Genomic DNA, 16,747 nt, shown 5'->3' with positions numbered 1-16,747 from the left:
AGGGCGCGGCCCAGCTTGATGACCTTCTCCAGGATCTCCCCGGCTTCCTTGCCGTACTTGGGGTGCAGGAACAGCTCTTGGATCTCGTCGATGGCGACGATCAGCGGGTGCAGGCCGGAGTCCTTGAGCGAGGCGAGTTCCGGGGTGACCTTGTTCTCCGGGGCCTTGCCGAGGGCCGCGTAGTGGGCGATCCGCTTGGAGCGGTGTTCGCACTCCTTGTAGAGCCAGCGGATCATCCCGGCGCAGCGGGCGATGGTCTCGTCGTCGAAGCCGTTGCCGTACTCGGTGCAGACCGGCTCCAGGGCCTTGAAGTCGCCGACGCCCTTGAGTTCGTAGATGCGCAGTTCGGCGCGCGGGTCCAGGCTGGCGGCGAGGACGGCCAGTCGCAGGGCGAAGGTCTTGCCGGAGCCGGGCTGGCCGCCGACGAGCCAGTTGCGAAACATCAGGGCGGCGTTGACCGTGTCCATGCGCGGCGTGGTGGCGAACGGGAACGGCTTGAAGACGTCCACCTTGCCGTCCTTGAGCAGCGGCCAGGCGGGCTGCTTCATCTGGGACGCGGGCTCGTAGCCGACCCAGAGCGACAGTCGTCCGGGGTGGCCGTCGCCGGGCTCAGGCCAGACCTGGTCGAGCGGGAGCCGCATGCCGGAGGCCAGCCGGCCGCGCCGGGCCACCACGTCGGCGGCTTCCACGCCGAAGGGCAGGTCCACGACGGCCAGGTGGCCAGGGCCGTCGCGGTGGATCTCCTGCGGGAAGCTAATGGCGTTCGGGTCCTTGCTCGCGGCCTGGTTGATGCTGGAGATGCCGCACGACAGCAGCGCGCGGCGGACCAGCTCGGCGGTGAGCTTGCGGTAGCGCGGTCCCTCGGACACGCGGTCGGTGATGGGCTTGTCCGTAGGCCTACCGGCGCGGGCCAGCAGCGGCACGGCCACGGTGACGGCCAGCAGGCGGCCCCACGTCGGGATGTCGGCGAGCAGGAAGACGAGCAGGCCGATCAGGGCCGTCACGGCGAGAGTGGCCACGACCGACCAGCGCCAGCGGGACTGGCGCTGACGCTGCCGGTCGAGCTTGAGCCACGTCTCCGGGTCGTTGCGGTCGGCGGCGTACTGGCGCAGCGCCCAGTTCCCCTCCTCCGCCGTCGCCCAGTGCAGCAGCTTGCCGGTGGCGCGGAAGAACCCGATCGGGGCGTACAGGGTGGCCTTGGCGGCGTACTTGGGAGCGCGGACGGCGTGGTAGCCGACCACGTATCCCGCGTCCTTGGCGGCCCAGACCAGCATGGAACGCGTGCCCCTCCAGGACCGCAGCGTGGCCGGGATGATCGGGGCGCGGTGCCGGTCGTTGCCGAACCGGTAGGGCAGGTCCTCGTCCGCTGGGTCGACCGGAGGTCCGAGGACCGTGCCCTCGATGGCGATCGTCTCGCGGTCGAAGAACTCGTCCTCGTCACGGTCGGTCTCCTGGTCGTCCGCGCGGCGGGCGCGGCGGCGGGCCGCGTCCAGCGGGACGACCTCGCCACCGAGAGCGGTCGGTCCGTCCTCCTCGGAGTGGTCTTCGTGGTCGTGCGGGTGATGCGTCATGATGTGTGCACCTCGTGTGCCTTGGCGGTTGCGGGGTGGCGGGGCGCGGCCGGAGTCTTGGCGGATGAGGCCGCGTCCCGTACTGGCTTGATCAGGGACGATGCGCGGTCGGACCGCGTCTCGTCAGTGCGGGCTGTCGTGGTGATGTCGGCGGTCGGTCTGTGCGGTCCGACCGGTAGCGGGTCGCCGGTCGATCGGCGGGTGAGGGTGAGGTTCATCAAGCCGCCTCCCGTGCTGCCGGACGGGTCTCGGTGCGCAGGCGGGCGAGCAACGCGCCTGCGCGGTCGGTGGAGATGGATCGGCCGGTTCGGCGGACGGCGTCGCGCAGTCGGTCCCGCGTCAGCGTGATGCCGCGCGTCTCGTGGTCGGCGGCGATCTGCCAGCCCAGCGGCATCAAGTCGTCCACCTCGGGCGGGGCGACAGCCGGACGGGTGCTCTTCCGTTCCCTGGGCCTGCGGGGCGACGGCTTCCGAGCAGGCGCGGCAGTCAGGGGCGGGCGCACCGGAGACGGCGGCGGAAGCTGGGCCGTCTGCGCGCCGGCCGGGGCCAGCTCGCCGAGCTTGTACAGGGCGCGCTCGCGGCGTGTGGCTTTGAACTGCCACAGGCGGCCGTAGCGGTCTTGCAGGTCGGTCTTGGTCAGGATGCGTTCCCGCTCGCGGTGCAGGGCGTCGGGGTACGAGCGCACCTCCCAGAGCACCATGCGCCGCCACAGCGCGAACGTGGGCAACGGGGACAGCAGCCAGCGCGAGACGCGGATGCTGTCGAGTCGGCGGGACGGGCTGGCCAGATCGGCGCGCTTGCGTATGGCGTGCGTGCCGATCTCGACGGCCACCACCCACAGGCCGGGCAGGATCGCGTGGGCGACGACGGCGAACCAGTCGGGCCCGTTCGGCGCGTTGGCGTAGGCGGCGATGTTGAGGTAGACGGTGGCGGCCGTGAGCGTCCACGGGATGAAGCGGAGCCAGCGCACCCGCATGTCCAGCCGGGCCAGGACGATGTCCAGCGCGGAGAACACCGCGATGCCCAGGTCCACGCCCAGGGGCAGCATGAAGGCGAGCGGGCCGAAGGTGGGCTTGGCCGCGTCCATGACGGTGGCGAAGGAGATGACGAACCCGACCAGGCCCAGCACGCCGACAGCGGCGGCGGTGACCGAGATCAGGGTCCGCTCTCCTTCCGAGAGCGGGCGCGGGCTGGCCGTGGGCATGGCTGGTGCTCCGTTCGGTGAGTTGTGAATGTGGGTCATCGGCCCCACCGCCGTCCCCAGCAGCGCGGGCAACCGGGCTTGTTGCACCAGTTGCGTGGGGATGCGGCCCAGCCTCGGGCGACGACCTCCAGGGAGCCGCCCTGGCGGATCGTGTGGTGGGCTACCTGCCACTGCCGGTAGCGCTCCTGGCCCATGCGTATGAGTTCGATGAAAAGGCCTCCTGCGAGGAAGACCAGCAGGTAGACGAGGACAGAGATCATGGTCAGCTCCACTGGGAACGGGTGAGCAGGCGACAGACGCGGCAGCCGGGCGCGCAGCGCACGCCGTGGGCGGTGCAGCGCTGGAGTTGGCGTCCGGCCGAGGCCCCGCAGCGGCGGCAGCCGTAGGGACTGGCCGATCGGGTGCCGCAGTCGGGGCACTGGAAGCGGCAGCTCATCAGGCCACCTCCCGCCTGGTCGGCGGGATGAAGGCGAGAAGCCGGTTCAGGCCCTCCAGCTCGATGGCGGTGTAACCGGCCCAGACGCCCTCGTCGGGGCTGAGCGCCAGGGCATAGGCCAGGCAGGCCGTACGCGCCGGGCAGCCGAGGCAGACGGCCTTGGCCTGCGCCTCGCGCTGCTGCCGCTCCTCGTCGGGCTCGTCGTCAGGGCCGATGAACAGGTCGGCCTGGCCGGAGTCGCAGGACGGAAAGGCGTTGATGAGGTCGTCCAGCAGGTCTGCCAGCTTGTCGGCGCGGACCGGCGCGCTCTCGTGAGCCGTCACAGCTTCACGCCCAGGGCACGCAGCGACTCGACCAAGGCGAGCCGGATGCACGACGGGCACAGGAGTGGCGACGGCGGTTCGTAGCCGGGCGCGGTCTCCTCGATGCCCTCGCACACCAGGCACGTCCACTCGACGCCTGCGGCTGGGATGGTGACGTACTCCAGGTTCTTGGACCCGTAGGTCATGATGAAGACACCTCTCTTGAAGGGGCGCCGGGGTGCGGATCTCGTTTGGCGACCAGGACCGCACTCCGGCATTTCTGTTGCAACACGAAGCTCGTCGAGCTAAGTACGTACTCTCCGTACTCCGCGCTGTGTACGTACTCTCTGTGATTGCTCGATCACTGTCAAGCGTCTTGGTACGGTGAGTACGTACAAGTTGGTCAAGGAGGACTCACATGCCAACCGGATCGGACTCCCGCGCGCTCTACGAACGCGTCGCGGATGCCCTGCGTACGTCGATAGAGCGGGGTGAACTGGCACCGGGAGACACGGTGCCGCCTGAACAGGAATTGGCGGAGACTCACGGCGTGTCGCGTCAGACCGTGCGGCAGGCGTTGCAGCAGCTCACCAACGAGGGGCTGCTCAGCAGCGGGCGAGGCCGCGGCCGTACCGTCCGCTCCCAGACGCGCCTACGCTGGCACCTCTCCCACTTCGAGAACCAGAGCAACCACAGTGCCGACGCGGACGCATGGGCGACCGAGGTCCAGGAGCAAGGCCGCGTCCCCCTCCAAGAAGTGAGCGTCGCCCTGGAGATCCCCCCACCAGCAGTCGCCGAACGCCTCAACCTCGACGCCGAGCAGGACATCGTGGTGGTTCGGCGTCGGGTGCGGTACGTGGACGACGTGCCCTTTCAAACAGCCGACAGCTACTTCCCCGAGGACATCGCCAGGGGCACCCCGCTGATGCAGCCGAAGGACGTGAGCGCCCCGGGCGGTCTACTAGCGTCCATCGGCCGAGCACAGACGCGGCTGGTGGACGAGATCCAGATCCGGATGCCGACCAAGGACGAGTCCGCCCGGCTAGGGCTGCCCGCCGGCACTCCGGTGGCCGAGCACATGCGCACCGGCTACGACGCCGAAGGCCGTCCCGTACGCGTCATGATCACCGTGGCACCGGGAGACCGACACACCCTCGTCTACGAGTTGGACGCCTCGTGACCGAAACAGATCTCTTCCACGACGACCCCATGGCGCGTCCCCTCACCTATCCGGGACGCATCCCCGCCACCTCCGGCGTCCTTGTGGACGACGAGTACCTGCCATTACTCCCCGTCGGCGGGGCCGTGGCTGAGGAGTGGCAGGCCAGGGACGAAACACTGGGCAAGCTTCTGGTGCGGTCTGGCTGCTCGCCCATGTCGGAGCGCTATCCGGTGGTGGCGGTGGGCTCCAACGCCTCGCCCAGTCAGATGCGGCGCAAGTTCATGAGCCACGCGATCCGGCCGGTCATCCCCATGACCCTGGCCGACGTCGAGGGCATCGCGCCAGGTGTTTCAGCCCATGTGAACCGGTGGGGGTACGTGCCCGCGGTGCCGGTGGAGGCCCCGGGCGAGACCTCACGGCTGTTCGTGCTCTGGCTCGACGATCGCGAGCTGGCGACGCTGGACGTCACCGAACCCAACTACTGGCGTCGCCGCCTGCCCGTCGACCGCCACCCCGTGACCCTGGAATCCGGTGTCCGGTTACCGCCGTGCTTTGTCTACGTGGGCCGCCACGGCTGCCTGACGGACGGGCATGGGCTGGCCCGACGCCTGGTCGATCAACCTACGTTGATCCAGAGCCTTCTGGACGACTCCCTCGAACTGCGCCGTCTGTGCGGCGGCACTCCCGAGGAGTTCGTCGAACGCGTACGAGAGGAGGCGATCCGTGAGGAGGTCTATCGGATCTTCCCCGCAGAGCGGCGTGTCCTGGCGCAGCCCGAGCTGGTGGACCTGCCGTCGCTCTAACGCGAGAAGGTGTGCCGATGAGTGCGGATGAGAGCTTCCCAGACAGGCCGGGCGTCGGCGTACCGGCGCCTGGGCGTCGCTTCGTAGCCTTCGCCGTTGTGGCGCAGGACGAAGTACAGGCCACCCTCACAGCACCACTCGTACTCCCCGCAGCACGAGGTCTCCCGCACCCGCAGCATGCCGTACTGCACGTACGGCTCCCACTCCTGCACGGCTCAGTCACCCGCGACGATCACGGCGGCCTGCTCCGTGCGCCGCAAGCGCAGCACGGTCGGGCCGTAGACGTAGGAGGGACGTCGCGCCAGCCGGTCAAGGTGCACCAGGCGAACCGTGCCCGTCGCTCCCGGAGCCAGCTCGCCGAGCGACCGACTCAGCAACGCGGCGGCCCGCTCGGGCCGGCCAGTGACGCCGCACGCGCCCCGGCCGGACTCGTCGCTGGCCGTCCATGCGTAGAAGCCGTCGCTGTCGCTGAACATGCATACATCCCAGCTACAGGCGGTAACAGCTCAACAGAGGACACCGAGAGGCGACCTGGGATGTCCGCCCCGTGTCCGCTCCTCTCCCCTCGGAGGTGTACCGGATGAACGAGCCCGCCCCGCTCTGGGCCGCCCGCTTGCTCGCGGCCCGCAAAACGCGCGGCTGGTCACAGCGCGACCTTGCCCGCGAACTGGCCCGCGTGTCAGACAAGCCCCTGCCGGAGGTGGACAGCCTCATCCGGCGCATCCGTGGCCACGAGACCGGCGAGCACCGGCCGGACGCCTTGTACACCCGGCTCTACTGCGCCGCCTTCGACGTAGCCGAGGACCAGCTCTTCGGCACGACCACCACGCCGGTTCCCGCGCTGGCCCTGCCGTCGCTGGCTCCGGACGCGGACCTGTACGAGCGCATCACCCGCGCCATCGAGCAGCCGCGCCGCGTCGACTTGGCCACCGTGCAATGGCTGGAACACTGCCTGGCCGAGCATCGCCGCGTCGAGGACGCCATCGGCAGCCGTCCCCTGCTGCCTCTCGTCCATGCCCAACTGTCCACCGTCGCCGACCTGGCCCGAGGCGTCCGCGGCCAGCTCGCCGACCGGGCCGTCGCCGTGCTGGCGCAGTACGCCCAGTTCATCGCCTGGATGTGCCACGACTCCCGCCAGCACGCCGCTGCCCTGGCCTGGTACGACCGCTCCCACGCCTGGGCCATCGAGGCCGGCGATTCCCGCCTAGCCGCCACCACCCTGAACATGCGCGCCCACCAGGCATGGAGCCTCGGCGACCCGCACCGCTGCGTCCGCCTGGCTGAAGCCTCCCGCTGGCACGACGGCCGCACCACCTACGGCGTGCAGGGCATGGCCGCCCAAATGGCCGGCCGAGGCCACGCCCAGATGGGTCAGGCCAACCAGGCCCGCACCCAGCTCGCCGAAGCCGAAGACCTCATCCGCACCGCGGCCGAACACCCCGACAACGAACCACCCTGGATGTACTTCTACGACGAGGGCTGGTTCCTCATGCAACGCGGCATGGCCGAACTGGAGCTCGGCGACGCCCGCCGCGCGGCTGACTATCTCGAACGTGGCCTGTCTACCCTGCCCGACCACTACCGACGCGACCGCGCCTGGTACGGAGCCTGCCTCGCGCACGCCCAGGCCCTTCAAGGCGACGCCGAAGCGGCAGTCGCCACAGCGCTGAGCATCACCCCGGACGCCACAGCGCTCAACGCCTACGCCGTAACCGCACTCCAACGTACTGCTCATGACCTGGCCTCGGCGGGAGCTCCCGACGCGGAGGCGATCAGGGACGCGCTGGTGCCCTCACAGTCATGACTGTGTCCCTGCTGTCCCCACGGTCCCCGGGATACCGCTGACGTGCGGAAAGGTCTTCGCTTGACGGGGACATGCAGAGGTGGTGCTGTCCCCGCCCTACCAACAGGGCGCTGCCCCCAGTGTTTCAGCATCAAGATCAGCTTGAGCCAAGCAAACAGGTCACCAACCGGAGGGCACTGGACTCGCCAACATGCGGTCCTACAGCATCTTGTCGCATCGGAGCGATACATGGCCCGAGCACGCACTGTTCAATCGGTCAGTGGCGGACACAAAGGATCTCCTGCCGCAGGGCCGCTATAACCGAAGAACAGAATCCTCGTACCAGCCTTCACCGATGAGCACGCAGCATATAAAGTTGATGCGTGCCGATCGGGCTAATCCCTCCTTCAGCCGTGCTCAGCTATGAATCCCTGGCAGCGGCAGCACTGTACTTCGATCGTTTGATTCAAGTGCAAGCAAGGCCAGCGAACGCCTTGTGGGATTCTTGGGATGAGCATTTGCGGGATAGAAATGCCTCGCCGATTCGAGATCTCACAGAAGGACTAGAAGGCGTCGGCATTCTGCGGACTATACAGATAGACCACGAGTATATGCAAGCTGTCGCCCAGCCGCTTATCCAAGCTCTGAGCCTTCACGCGGAGGATCTTCGCCGAACAAAATCATTCCAGGGAGCATGGCCGAAGAAAAGTAGAGAACGAACATTTACGCTCGGCGGTCGATGGCTACCGAGCGACTTGAAAGACATCCTCATTGAGGAAAATCTGGGATTCTACAAGTTCAATCTCTCCCATATGGATGAGTGGCTAAGGATGCCATCCGTCGTCGGCCGCCTCTATCACGGAATGTTAGTTAGTTCGATCGCAAAAGATCGCATGTCTAGCTGTGTCGGCGATCGATTTTTGCCTACGATTGACCTACCTGAATGGGATACAGACTCTATAGCACAGGTTATGGTGGAGGATCACTCGCCTACTACCTCGAGAAGCATCCAGAGCTACAGGAGTGCGCTCGGGATGCTGTCCATCAGGGCTCTGATTCTCACACAAGGACAGATCTTCGATGCCGACAAAATAAGGCGCGTTAGAGATAGCAATCGAGGCGAACTAACTGCTTTTCAGGACTACATCCAACAGGTGCTAGCGTCAGAGGACGGACAGGAACCACGCTGGGCGAACGATGACTCTATACAGGAGCACCTTGCGATTCAGTATGAGAGACATGTCTACCCGGGACTCCTGGAATTGCGCAGATCGTTGCGCGGCCTCGGAGTCGCATCTATTTGGAGTGCAGTGTCTGTCAAGACCGCTATCCCGCCAAGCATCGCCACCGCTATAGCAGCGACACTACCGGAAAGCTGGGTAAGCGGAGCAACTATTGGCACCGGACTGGCTATTGGCCTCACCAGCATACTAAGCGATCATCGCAAAGCTGTCCGAGACGCACGTAAGAGCCAGCCCCAAGCTTACCTTCTTTCCGTGCAGAACGAAGGCCCACTAAAAGCCTTGCGCAGACTCCGATCGTTGAAGCCACCATCATCACTGATTTGAAGATCGGTTTGTTCAAGTCGCGTCTTAGCTGGCACTCCAGGCTATTGTTCCCGCCACTGCCTGACCTGAGCAGATCGCCGAACCGTCTCTCTATGAGGGCATGATGCGCTCGATTCTCCAGTTGCCCTTGTGGCCATCGACCGCCCGCTCATACCCACGTCGTCTTGGCCAGCGAGCGTAACCTGGAAGAAGAGAGCTTCCGAAGCGGCCTGAGTGACATTCTGCGTGACAACCAGCGATGACGCTCACGAACACCAGCGAACGTCGTCGCACGCCCGTACAGGTCAGAGCGAGTGAACCAGGCGTGGGGGTATGCGTTCGAATTGCTTCGGGACGAAGAGGTCGTGGGTTCAAATCCCGCCACCCCGACCCACCGAAAGGCCCATCAGGACGCGATCCTGGTGGGCCTTTTCGCTGCCCGGGATCAGCCGGACCACACCAGGCTGACGGAGACGCGAGGCCGGGTTTTGCCCATCTGTCCCGGCCTTACCGCTTTGTGGTGATTTGACGGTGTAACGGGTTATCCACATCAGCGGGCTGAGTTCACACTGCCTCTCGGCGTCGGCTTATGCGACTGTGCGGGGTCCACCGGCTGTAGGTATGGGAGTCGGGTCGGGGTGTTGGACCGTCATCTCGTTGAGCAGGGTGAACAGGTCGTCGATACGTCGGGTCAGCGTGGTGCGAAGGTGGGTGGCCAGGCGTTCCCAGTCCTGGCGGGTCGGCGGCTGTCCTGGCGGCAGCGCCTCCAGCGCCTCATGGATCTCGCTGAGGCTGAGCCCGACCTTCTGCGCCGCGCGGATCATCGCGACCCGGCACAACACGTCGGCGAAGAAGCGTCGTTGGTTGCCGGCCACCCGCTCGTGCGGCAACAGCCCCTGGTCGGCGTACCAGCGCACGGCCGATGGGGCGATCTGCATGCGCTCGGCGACCTGGCCGACGGTCAGCCCGGTGATGTGCCAGTCGGAACTCATCCGTCGATGGTGTCGGGTTCGGCGCTTGCCTTCAAGTCCACTTGAACCCCTAGCGTCCAGGCCACGGGCTACAGGAACGCAGGACGGGAGTCGATCGACATGACAGGCGAGCGGACGGTACTGGTGACCGGGGCGACCGGGCGGGTGGGCGGACAGGTCGTCGCCCAGTTGGCCGAGGTGGGAGGTGTACGGGTACGTGCGTTGTCTCGCGATCCGGCTGCCGCGTCGGCGGCCCTCGGTCCGAGGGTCGAGGTCGTCGGCGGGGACCTCACCATGCCCGGCACGCTGGCCGCCGCCCTGGACGGCGTGGACGCGGTGTTTCTCGTCTTCCCCTCCGTGGCGGCGGACGGGGCGGCGCGGGAGTCGGTGGACATGCTGAGCAGGCGTGCCCGGCGAATCGTCTATCTCTCCGCCCATGGCGTGCCGGACGAACCGGACCAGCGTGCCGAGCCGGACGGGGGCATCATCGCCTCCCATGCCCATCTGGAGGGTCTGATCGCCGCCTCGGCCTCCGAGTACACGTTTCTGCGGGCGAGCGGGTTCGCCGCCAACACGCTGGCCTGGGCCGGGCAGATCGGCCGGTCGGACGTACTGCGCTGGTTCTCCCCCGATGCCAGGCGCGCGCTGGTGCATGAGGCCGACCTCGCCGCGGTGGGGGTGCGCGCCTTGACCGAGGACGGACACCACCGCATGGCCTATCACCTGACCGGCCCCGAGCAGCTGACGCAGGTCGAGCAGCTCGCCGCGATCGGCGACGCGCTGAATCGGTCGTTGCGCTTCGAGGAGATCGGTGCGGCCGAAGCCGGTGCTGAGTTGTTCCCTGGCCTGCCCGGCGTGGTCGTCGCCGCCATCGTCGCCGGTCACGCGGCGATGGTGGCACACCCCGAGCCGGTCACCGACACCGTGGCCCGACTGACCGGCCGACCCGCGTTGCCGTTCGCACAGTGGGCCCGTGACCACATCGACGACTTCACGAAACCGGCGGGCTGAACGACCTGCATGTCGCTTTGCATCACGGCCCGGCATGGTTGTCGCCCGCGTTCGAGAAGCCCGGGCCGGTACGCCGCCTCCGCAGATGACGAGACGGACACCGTGTCTACCAGGCAGTCCCTATCAGCAACCCCTACCGTTCAGAGGATGGAGAGCACTACCACGACCCACGATTCCGCCGCGCTGCGCGACGCCATGGTCGACGCGTGCATCCGCTCCGGTCGCCTGCGTACCCCCGAGATCATCGATGCCTTCCGGGCGGTCGAACGCCACCGGTTCATCCCCGACTGTGACGTGCGGGCCGCCTACGTCGATGACGCCGTGGCGGTGAAGCACAACCAGGACGGCAAGATGATCTCCTGTATCTCCGCGCCGTCGACCGTCGCCATCCAGCTGGAGCAGCTGGGCGCACAACCCGGCCACAAGGTGCTGGAGGCCGGGGCGGCCACCGGCTACAACGCCGCCCTCCTCGGGCGGCTCGTCGCCCCCGGCGGGCACGTGTGGACAGTGGACGTCGACATCGACCTCGTCGACACCGCGACAAGGCACCTGGAGGCCGCCGGCGCGTCGAACGTGACCGCCGGGCTGGCGGATGGCGCCACCGGGCTGCCCGAGCGGGCTCCGTTCGACCGGATCGTGTTCACCGTGGGCGCCGGTGACATCCCCCTCCCCGTCCTGGACCAGTTGGCCCCCGATGGCCGTTTGGTCATCCCCATGCGGATTCGCGGCAGCGTGTCCCGTTCCTTCGCCTTCGAGCGTGACGGCGAAACCTGGAAGACCGTCTCCTGCGAGATGGCGACGTTCGTCCCGATGCGGAAGGGGATCTGCGACGACGTCCGTACCACGATCTGTCTGGCGGGGCAGGGCGACGTTCAGTTGGAGACCTACGGCGAGCAAGCCGTGGACCGGGAGGCCATGCGGACCGTGCTCGACGGGCCCTCGCACAAGGTCTACACGGGCGTGAAGTTCCGGCAGGGCTCGGGGTGGGAGTGGGTCTACCTGTGGCTGGCGTGCGTCCTGCCGAACGGGCTGTCCCGGATGCCCGGTCGGCGGCCCGGCTTCACGCCGCATTTCGCGTGGGGTTCCATGGCGGCACTCGACGGCGAAAGCCTGGCCTACCTGACCGTCCGCGAAGGGGACGACGCCGACGGCCGGTACTGGGAGATCGGCGTCATCGGCCACGGGCCGCACGCCACCTCCCTCGCCGAGCAGGTCGCCACCGAGGTTCAGGCGTGGGACCGCGACCACGGCAACGACGCCCCTGCCCCCGGCTTTCGTATGGCCACGGCCGCCCACCGTGACCTGTTGGGGGTCGGCGACCCACGCTTCGTCATCAACAAGCCCAACAGCCGGCTCGTCGTCGACTGGCCATGATGCTCACCGTGGGTTGAGGATCTCGGTGATGCTGAGGAAGCCGTCGGTGCTGTGGCCACGGGCGATGGCGCGGCGGGCCAGGCCTTCCGCAGCGCGCATCACACCCGTGTCGATGCCGTGGGCCTCGGAGGTGTGGATGACATGGGCCATGGACGACACCGCCGAGGTGATCGGGTTGTCTTCGCCGGAGTGCCTGCCGCTGTCCACGTCCTCCGCGGACTGCTCGAAGAGCGGCGGGAGGATCGTGCCGATTCCCGCGGCGAACGGCGCCAGTTCTTGCGCGGTGACCCCCTCGGCCCTCGCCACCGCCAGCGCGTGTGCGTAGCCTGCCATCGCGGTCCAGAAGAGGTCGAGCAGGGCGATGTCGTACGCGGCCGCCCTGCCGATGTCCTCGCCGAGGTGGGTGTGGGTGCCACCCAGGGCATTCAGCGCTGTTCGGTGCTCGCGGTAGAGCTCCTCAGGGCCGCTGTGCAGGAACACCCCGGCCGGCGTTCCGATGGTCGTGGTCGGTGTCATGATCGCGCCGTCCAGGTAGCCGAAGCCGTGTTCGGCCGCCCAGGTCGCGGTGTCCCTGGCCCGGACGGGGGTGTCGGCGGTGAGGTTCACGACGGTGCGCCCCTTGAGCGCGTCGGTGACCGGGCCACGCCGGACAACGGCGTCCACCGCGTCATAGTTGACCACGCAGACCACGGTCAGACTGCTCGCACCGACCGCCTCTTCCGGCGATCCGGCGCTGACCGCGCCCCGCTCGACCAGCTCCTTGTCCTTGCCCGGCGTACGGTTCCACATCGTGGTGCGCAGGCCCGCGTCCAGGAAGGCGCCGGCCAGAGCTCGGCCCATCGGCCCCAGGCCGAGTACGGTGACGGCAGAGTGTTCTGAGGTCATGCTTCAACTCCTTGACAATGAGATGAACGGGGTGACGATGACGCGCAGCCGTGCTCAGGACCCGAACGTCTGCGGAGTGACCGCCGCGATCGCCGTGATCGACGGCAAGTGGAAGACGATGTTGCTCTGGCTCCTGGAAGCCGGTCCGCGCCGCCCTGGTGAGCTACGCCGGCTGCTACCGGGCCTCACCGAGAAAGTGCTGACTCAGACGCTGCGGGAGATGGAGGCCGACGGGCTGGTCCATCGGGAGGTGCACGATGTACGGCCGTTGAAGACCGAGTACTCCCTGACGTCGTTCGGCCGGGAGCTCTCCGAAGCGATGGCACCGCTTTCCGACTGGGGCCATCGCCGCCTGGAGAAGCTGGCCGCGTCGCAACGAATTTCTTGAGAACGACCTTCCTTTCTCAGCTGGATGCGAGGGCCCTTCGGCCCGCACGACCCAGCTTCGGGCCGCCATGGTCCGGTCGACAAGTACCCACAAAAGGTGGCTACCTCAGGTTCTGTGGAGCGAGCGGATGACCGACCGATTCAGTACCCACGCCCTCGAACTCGGCGACGACCTGGTGATCAAGCGGTACGCCTCGTGGGACCGGGGGGAGCCGTACCGGGAGTGGGCGGCCCTGTCGCTGCTGGACGAGCACGCGCCCGGGCTGGCTCCCGAGCCCGTGAGAGCCGAGCTCGACGGCGTCCCGCCCACGATCACGATGAGCAGGATGCCCGGCCGGGCCCTGCGCGGACAGCATGCGAGTGACGAGCAGGTCAGCGCGATGGCCGCTGCCCTGAACCGGTTGCATCGCATTCCGGCGCCCGTCGTGGAAGCCGTCGAGCCGGCCCCCTGGGGTCCTGCCGTGGCCGTGGACAAAGCCCGCCGTTGGGCCCGCAGGCAACCCGACCTCGGGGACGACCCTCTTGTGCGGTACGCCTACCAGGCGGGAGTGGCCTGGCTGACCTCCGATGCCCCGGACCACCTCACCACGAACCTGTTCCCGCCCGTGCTCGGACTGGCGGACGGGAACCACGCCAACTACCTGTGGGACGACCACGAGCGTCGCGTCCATCTCCTCGACTGGGAGGACTCCGGCCGCAACGATCGCGCCTTCGAGCTCGGCGAGGTCACCGAGCACATCTCGCGCATCGACGGCGCCCTCGACGCGGAGGTGTTGCTGTCCCACATCGACCTTGCGCCGAAGGAAGCCGAACGGGTACGGGACTTCCGCCGCCTCATCGCGCTGATGTGGTTCCTCCAGCTCGGACCCGATGGGCCGGCAACACCCCACAACCCCGCCGGCACACTGGAGCGCCAGACCGAGAGAATCCTGCACCTGCTCGGCTGATGGTGACCTCGGCGCGGGGGCATATTGCTGGTATGCCTCAGCCGATGGGTGTGCCCTTTAGGCGTGTGAAGATACGCGTCGGCGCGCTGGTGTTCTGCGGTAACGAGGTGGCACTCCTGCGCAGGGATCGTCCCAACAACATCCAGCTTTTCACCACGATCGGTGGGAACGTTTCCGCAGGTGAGCCGCTCGATGCCGCCCTCTCCCGGGAACTGGAAGAAGAACTCGCCCTCGCTCCGAGCGTTGGAACGGAGCCGGAACTGCTGTGGCTGATGGATGTGAGGGTAACGCGGCCGGGAAACACGCCTTCGCCCCGCAAGCTCCACCTGATCTATCGCCTCCATGTCAGCGCGGACGTTCGCCGCGCTCTCGCCACTCACGAGTTCGACGAACTCGCCGAGGGCGGCCACGAGATTGGCCATGTGCAGTGGATCGACTACCGGCAGGCCGCTAACCTGCCGTTGTTCCCTCCCATTGGAGCGGCGCTTGCGCGGCTGGCCAGTCCGACCGCGAGGCCGAGCACCGTCGAACTGCCTGCGGTGACGGACAAGGAGTATTCCTGGATCTGATGCTGTTCGATTCACAACACCCCGACCCCGAGCGCTCCGTGGCACCCAGCGCTACTGGCCGTCAGTAGAGTCCCGGACCCCAGTCAGCGCCACGGCTATTCGGGGGTGCCGATTCGTCGGTTGTGGTGATCCAACAGCCTGGACAGCACCTCGGTCAACCGCTGCCGCTCCTCGGGTGACAGCGGAGCCAGCAGTTCGTCCTGGCATTCAGCCAGCCGCTTCTCCAGTCGCCGCAGCTGCCGCTTGCCCGCTGAGGTCAGCGAGATGATATTGCGCCGCCGATCGGAGGAGTCCGGGGCGCGCTCCACTAGTCCGCCATCGGCGAGTTCGTTGATCGTCGCGACCATGTCGCTGAGGTGGATGCCGCAACGGCGGCCCAGCGCGGCCTGGCTGGCCGGGCCGAAGTCCTCCAGCGCCGCCAGCAGGCGGTAGTGGTAGCCGCGGGCACCGACAGATGAGAACCCGTCGCCCACCAAGCGCTGCGCGTGGCCGGCGGTCTGGCCGAGCAGCCAGCTGGGCAGGCCCTCCCACCTGGCGGGCGTCTCCTCGGATGGGTTCTGCATGTGAGAAGTCTAACGAATCGTTGGATGCACTAATGAATGTGGTATCGTTCGGACGCCAAACGTTGACTGTCCAAACATTTGGTGACCGAATGAATCCCAGTGGAGTTGAGACCATGATCAAGCCGTTCCGCATCCACATCCCCCAGGCCGACCTCGACGACCTGACCGGCCGGCTCGCCCGCACCCGCTGGCCCAACGAGGTCGCCGACGCAGACTGGGACTACGGCTTCCCGCTGGCGCGACTCAAGGAACTCGCCGAACACTGGCGCAGCGGCTACGACTGGCGCGAACACGAGGCCAAGCTCAACGAGCTTCCGCACTTCACCACCGAGATCGACGACCAGAACATCCACTTCGTCCACGTCCGGTCTTCGAATCCGGACGCGCTCGCGCTGATCCTCACCCATGGCTGGCCCGGTTCGTTCCTGGAGTTCCTCGACGTGATCGAGCCGCTGTCACGCGACTTCCACCTGGTGATTCCGTCCATCCCGGGTTACGGCTTCTCCGGGCCGACCCACGAGCGCGGCTGGGACATCGTCCGGGTCGCGCGGGCCTGGGCCGAGCTGATGTGCCGTCTCGGGTACGAGCGTTACGGCGCGCAGGGCGGCGACTTCGGCGCGGGCATCTCCCTGGCACTCGGCGCGGTGGCACCCGAGCAGGTCATCGGGGTGCACGTCAACTTCCTGCCTACCCGGCCGGTCCCGGACGCCGACATCGAACTGTCCGCAACGGACGAGGCTCGGCTGGACAAGGTCAGGCAGTTCATGGCGAACCGGCCACCGTTCCAGACTCTGCAGGCCCTCACCCCGCAGACCATCGGCTACGCGCTGACCGACTCGCCCGTCGGCCAGCTGGTCTGGATCGCCGAGCGCTTCGCCCAGTGGACCGATCCTCGCGCGCCGATCAGCGACGATCGGATGCTCACCAACATCTCGCTGTATTGGCTGACCGCCACCGCGGCTTCCTCGGCGCGGCTGCACCACGACACCCCGCGGGCGCTCGAGCCGTGCCCGGTACCGGTTGGCGTGGCGGTGTTCGCGCACGACATCACGCAGTCGGTGCGGCCGCTGGCCGAGCGGCTGTACGACATCAGGCACTGGTCGGAGTTCGAGCGCGGCGGCCACTTCGCCGCGATGGAGGTGCCGGAGCTGCTCTCCGAGGATGTCCGGGACTTCTTCCTCAGCCGCCTCAAGCACGACCACCAGGACGCCACCCGCTAAGTGCCAATGGCC

The 16,747-nt window shown here is 67.4% G+C and carries 19 protein-coding genes and 1 pseudogene; 10 read left to right on the top strand and 10 right to left on the bottom strand.

Annotated features, from left to right (window positions below; genetic code table 11):
* From BLR04_RS36345 to BLR04_RS41090, 5 genes and pseudogenes are all read right to left on the bottom strand, one after another.
* Nucleotides 1–1,571: pseudogene (locus tag BLR04_RS36345) on the bottom strand (hypothetical protein); the annotation flags it as partial.
* A gap of 217 nt (nucleotides 1,572–1,788) precedes the next feature.
* Complete coding sequence (locus BLR04_RS36340) at nucleotides 1,789–2,775, bottom strand: DUF2637 domain-containing protein (protein ID WP_176903461.1); 987 nt, start codon at nucleotides 2,773–2,775, stop codon at nucleotides 1,789–1,791.
* Nucleotides 2,776–2,810: 35 nt separating this feature from the next.
* The gene (locus BLR04_RS40165; protein WP_143022373.1) at nucleotides 2,811–3,035 is read right to left on the bottom strand and encodes a hypothetical protein; all 225 of its coding nucleotides are present in this window, start codon (nucleotides 3,033–3,035) and stop codon (nucleotides 2,811–2,813) included.
* A 175-nt stretch (nucleotides 3,036–3,210) separates the two neighbouring features.
* Nucleotides 3,211–3,534, bottom strand: a complete 324-nt coding sequence (locus BLR04_RS42515) for a WhiB family transcriptional regulator (RefSeq protein WP_281191821.1) — start codon at nucleotides 3,532–3,534, stop codon at nucleotides 3,211–3,213.
* Nucleotides 3,531–3,719 (bottom strand): hypothetical protein, encoded by a 189-nt coding sequence (locus tag BLR04_RS41090; protein WP_090773712.1) that lies wholly within the window; start codon nucleotides 3,717–3,719, stop codon nucleotides 3,531–3,533. Before BLR04_RS41090 ends, BLR04_RS42515 begins: the two co-directional genes overlap by 4 nt.
* Nucleotides 3,720–3,931: 212 nt before the next feature.
* Here BLR04_RS41090 and BLR04_RS36320 point away from each other — a divergent pair, with 212 nt between their 5' ends.
* Nucleotides 3,932–4,693, top strand: coding sequence for a GntR family transcriptional regulator (locus tag BLR04_RS36320; protein WP_090773711.1), 762 nt, complete (start codon nucleotides 3,932–3,934; stop codon nucleotides 4,691–4,693).
* Nucleotides 4,690–5,478, top strand: coding sequence for a hypothetical protein (locus tag BLR04_RS36315; protein WP_090773710.1), 789 nt, complete (start codon nucleotides 4,690–4,692; stop codon nucleotides 5,476–5,478). The genes BLR04_RS36320 and BLR04_RS36315 overlap by 4 nt, the downstream gene beginning before the upstream one ends.
* On the opposite strand, the gene BLR04_RS36310 is transcribed toward BLR04_RS36315, so the two are convergent.
* Nucleotides 5,475–5,690 carry a hypothetical protein gene (locus tag BLR04_RS36310; RefSeq protein WP_090773709.1) on the bottom strand — a complete coding sequence of 72 codons (216 nt, stop codon included), beginning with the start codon at nucleotides 5,688–5,690 and terminating at the stop codon, nucleotides 5,475–5,477. The genes BLR04_RS36315 and BLR04_RS36310 overlap by 4 nt on opposite strands.
* A 3-nt stretch (nucleotides 5,691–5,693) precedes the next feature.
* Nucleotides 5,694–5,954, bottom strand: a complete 261-nt coding sequence (locus BLR04_RS36305) for a hypothetical protein (RefSeq protein ID WP_090773708.1) — start codon at nucleotides 5,952–5,954, stop codon at nucleotides 5,694–5,696.
* Nucleotides 5,955–6,058: 104 nt separating this feature from the next.
* Here BLR04_RS36305 and BLR04_RS36300 point away from each other — a divergent pair, with 104 nt between their 5' ends.
* Together BLR04_RS36300 and BLR04_RS40155 are read left to right on the top strand one after the other, a co-directional pair.
* Nucleotides 6,059–7,282, top strand: a complete 1,224-nt coding sequence (locus BLR04_RS36300; RefSeq protein WP_143022371.1) for a helix-turn-helix domain-containing protein — start codon at nucleotides 6,059–6,061, stop codon at nucleotides 7,280–7,282.
* A gap of 362 nt (nucleotides 7,283–7,644) precedes the next feature.
* Nucleotides 7,645–8,829: a DUF6236 family protein gene (locus BLR04_RS40155; protein ID WP_143022370.1), complete on the top strand. Its 1,185-nt coding sequence runs from the start codon at nucleotides 7,645–7,647 to the stop codon at nucleotides 8,827–8,829.
* A gap of 566 nt (nucleotides 8,830–9,395) precedes the next feature.
* Here the strand turns inward: BLR04_RS40155 and BLR04_RS36295 are convergent.
* A complete protein-coding gene (locus BLR04_RS36295; RefSeq protein WP_090773706.1) occupies nucleotides 9,396–9,800 on the bottom strand; it encodes a MerR family transcriptional regulator in 405 nt (134 codons plus the stop codon).
* A gap of 99 nt (nucleotides 9,801–9,899) precedes the next feature.
* Between BLR04_RS36295 and BLR04_RS36290 the strand changes: the two genes are divergently transcribed.
* Both BLR04_RS36290 and fxlM read left to right on the top strand, forming a co-directional pair.
* Nucleotides 9,900–10,790: an SDR family oxidoreductase gene (locus BLR04_RS36290; RefSeq protein WP_090773705.1), complete on the top strand. Its 891-nt coding sequence runs from the start codon at nucleotides 9,900–9,902 to the stop codon at nucleotides 10,788–10,790.
* Between the two features lie 147 nt (nucleotides 10,791–10,937).
* Nucleotides 10,938–12,164 carry a methyltransferase, FxLD system gene (fxlM, locus tag BLR04_RS36285; RefSeq protein WP_176903459.1) on the top strand — a complete coding sequence of 409 codons (1,227 nt, stop codon included), beginning with the start codon at nucleotides 10,938–10,940 and terminating at the stop codon, nucleotides 12,162–12,164.
* 3 nt (nucleotides 12,165–12,167) lie between these two features.
* On the opposite strand, the gene BLR04_RS36280 is transcribed toward fxlM, so the two are convergent.
* Nucleotides 12,168–13,049: an NAD(P)-dependent oxidoreductase gene (locus BLR04_RS36280; protein ID WP_090773703.1), complete on the bottom strand. Its 882-nt coding sequence runs from the start codon at nucleotides 13,047–13,049 to the stop codon at nucleotides 12,168–12,170.
* Here BLR04_RS36280 and BLR04_RS36275 point away from each other — a divergent pair.
* The 3 genes from BLR04_RS36275 (at nucleotide 13,048) to BLR04_RS36265 (ending at nucleotide 14,952) form a co-directional block, all read left to right on the top strand.
* The gene (locus tag BLR04_RS36275) at nucleotides 13,048–13,437 is read left to right on the top strand and encodes a winged helix-turn-helix transcriptional regulator (RefSeq protein ID WP_425413471.1); all 390 of its coding nucleotides are present in this window, start codon (nucleotides 13,048–13,050) and stop codon (nucleotides 13,435–13,437) included. The two genes, BLR04_RS36280 and BLR04_RS36275, sit on opposite strands and share 2 nt — an antisense overlap.
* Before the next feature lie 127 nt (nucleotides 13,438–13,564).
* Nucleotides 13,565–14,383: an aminoglycoside phosphotransferase family protein gene (locus BLR04_RS36270; RefSeq protein WP_176903457.1), complete on the top strand. Its 819-nt coding sequence runs from the start codon at nucleotides 13,565–13,567 to the stop codon at nucleotides 14,381–14,383.
* A gap of 65 nt (nucleotides 14,384–14,448) precedes the next feature.
* Nucleotides 14,449–14,952 (top strand): NUDIX hydrolase, encoded by a 504-nt coding sequence (locus BLR04_RS36265; protein ID WP_245740912.1) that lies wholly within the window; start codon nucleotides 14,449–14,451, stop codon nucleotides 14,950–14,952.
* Between the two features lie 95 nt (nucleotides 14,953–15,047).
* Here BLR04_RS36265 and BLR04_RS36260 read toward each other — a convergent pair whose 3' ends face one another.
* Complete coding sequence (locus BLR04_RS36260; protein WP_090773700.1) at nucleotides 15,048–15,515, bottom strand: MarR family winged helix-turn-helix transcriptional regulator; 468 nt, start codon at nucleotides 15,513–15,515, stop codon at nucleotides 15,048–15,050.
* A gap of 113 nt (nucleotides 15,516–15,628) precedes the next feature.
* On the opposite strand from BLR04_RS36260, the gene BLR04_RS36255 reads away from it, so the two are divergent.
* Nucleotides 15,629–16,735: an epoxide hydrolase family protein gene (locus BLR04_RS36255; RefSeq protein ID WP_090773699.1), complete on the top strand. Its 1,107-nt coding sequence runs from the start codon at nucleotides 15,629–15,631 to the stop codon at nucleotides 16,733–16,735.
* Nucleotides 16,736–16,747: the final 12 nt, after the last annotated feature.

The sequence above is a fragment of the Nonomuraea maritima genome (genome assembly GCF_900100395.1).
Classification (GTDB): Bacteria; Actinomycetota; Actinomycetes; order Streptosporangiales; family Streptosporangiaceae; genus Nonomuraea; species Nonomuraea maritima.
Note: the sequence above shows the minus strand (reverse complement) of the source record. Positions and strands in the feature narration are given on the sequence as shown.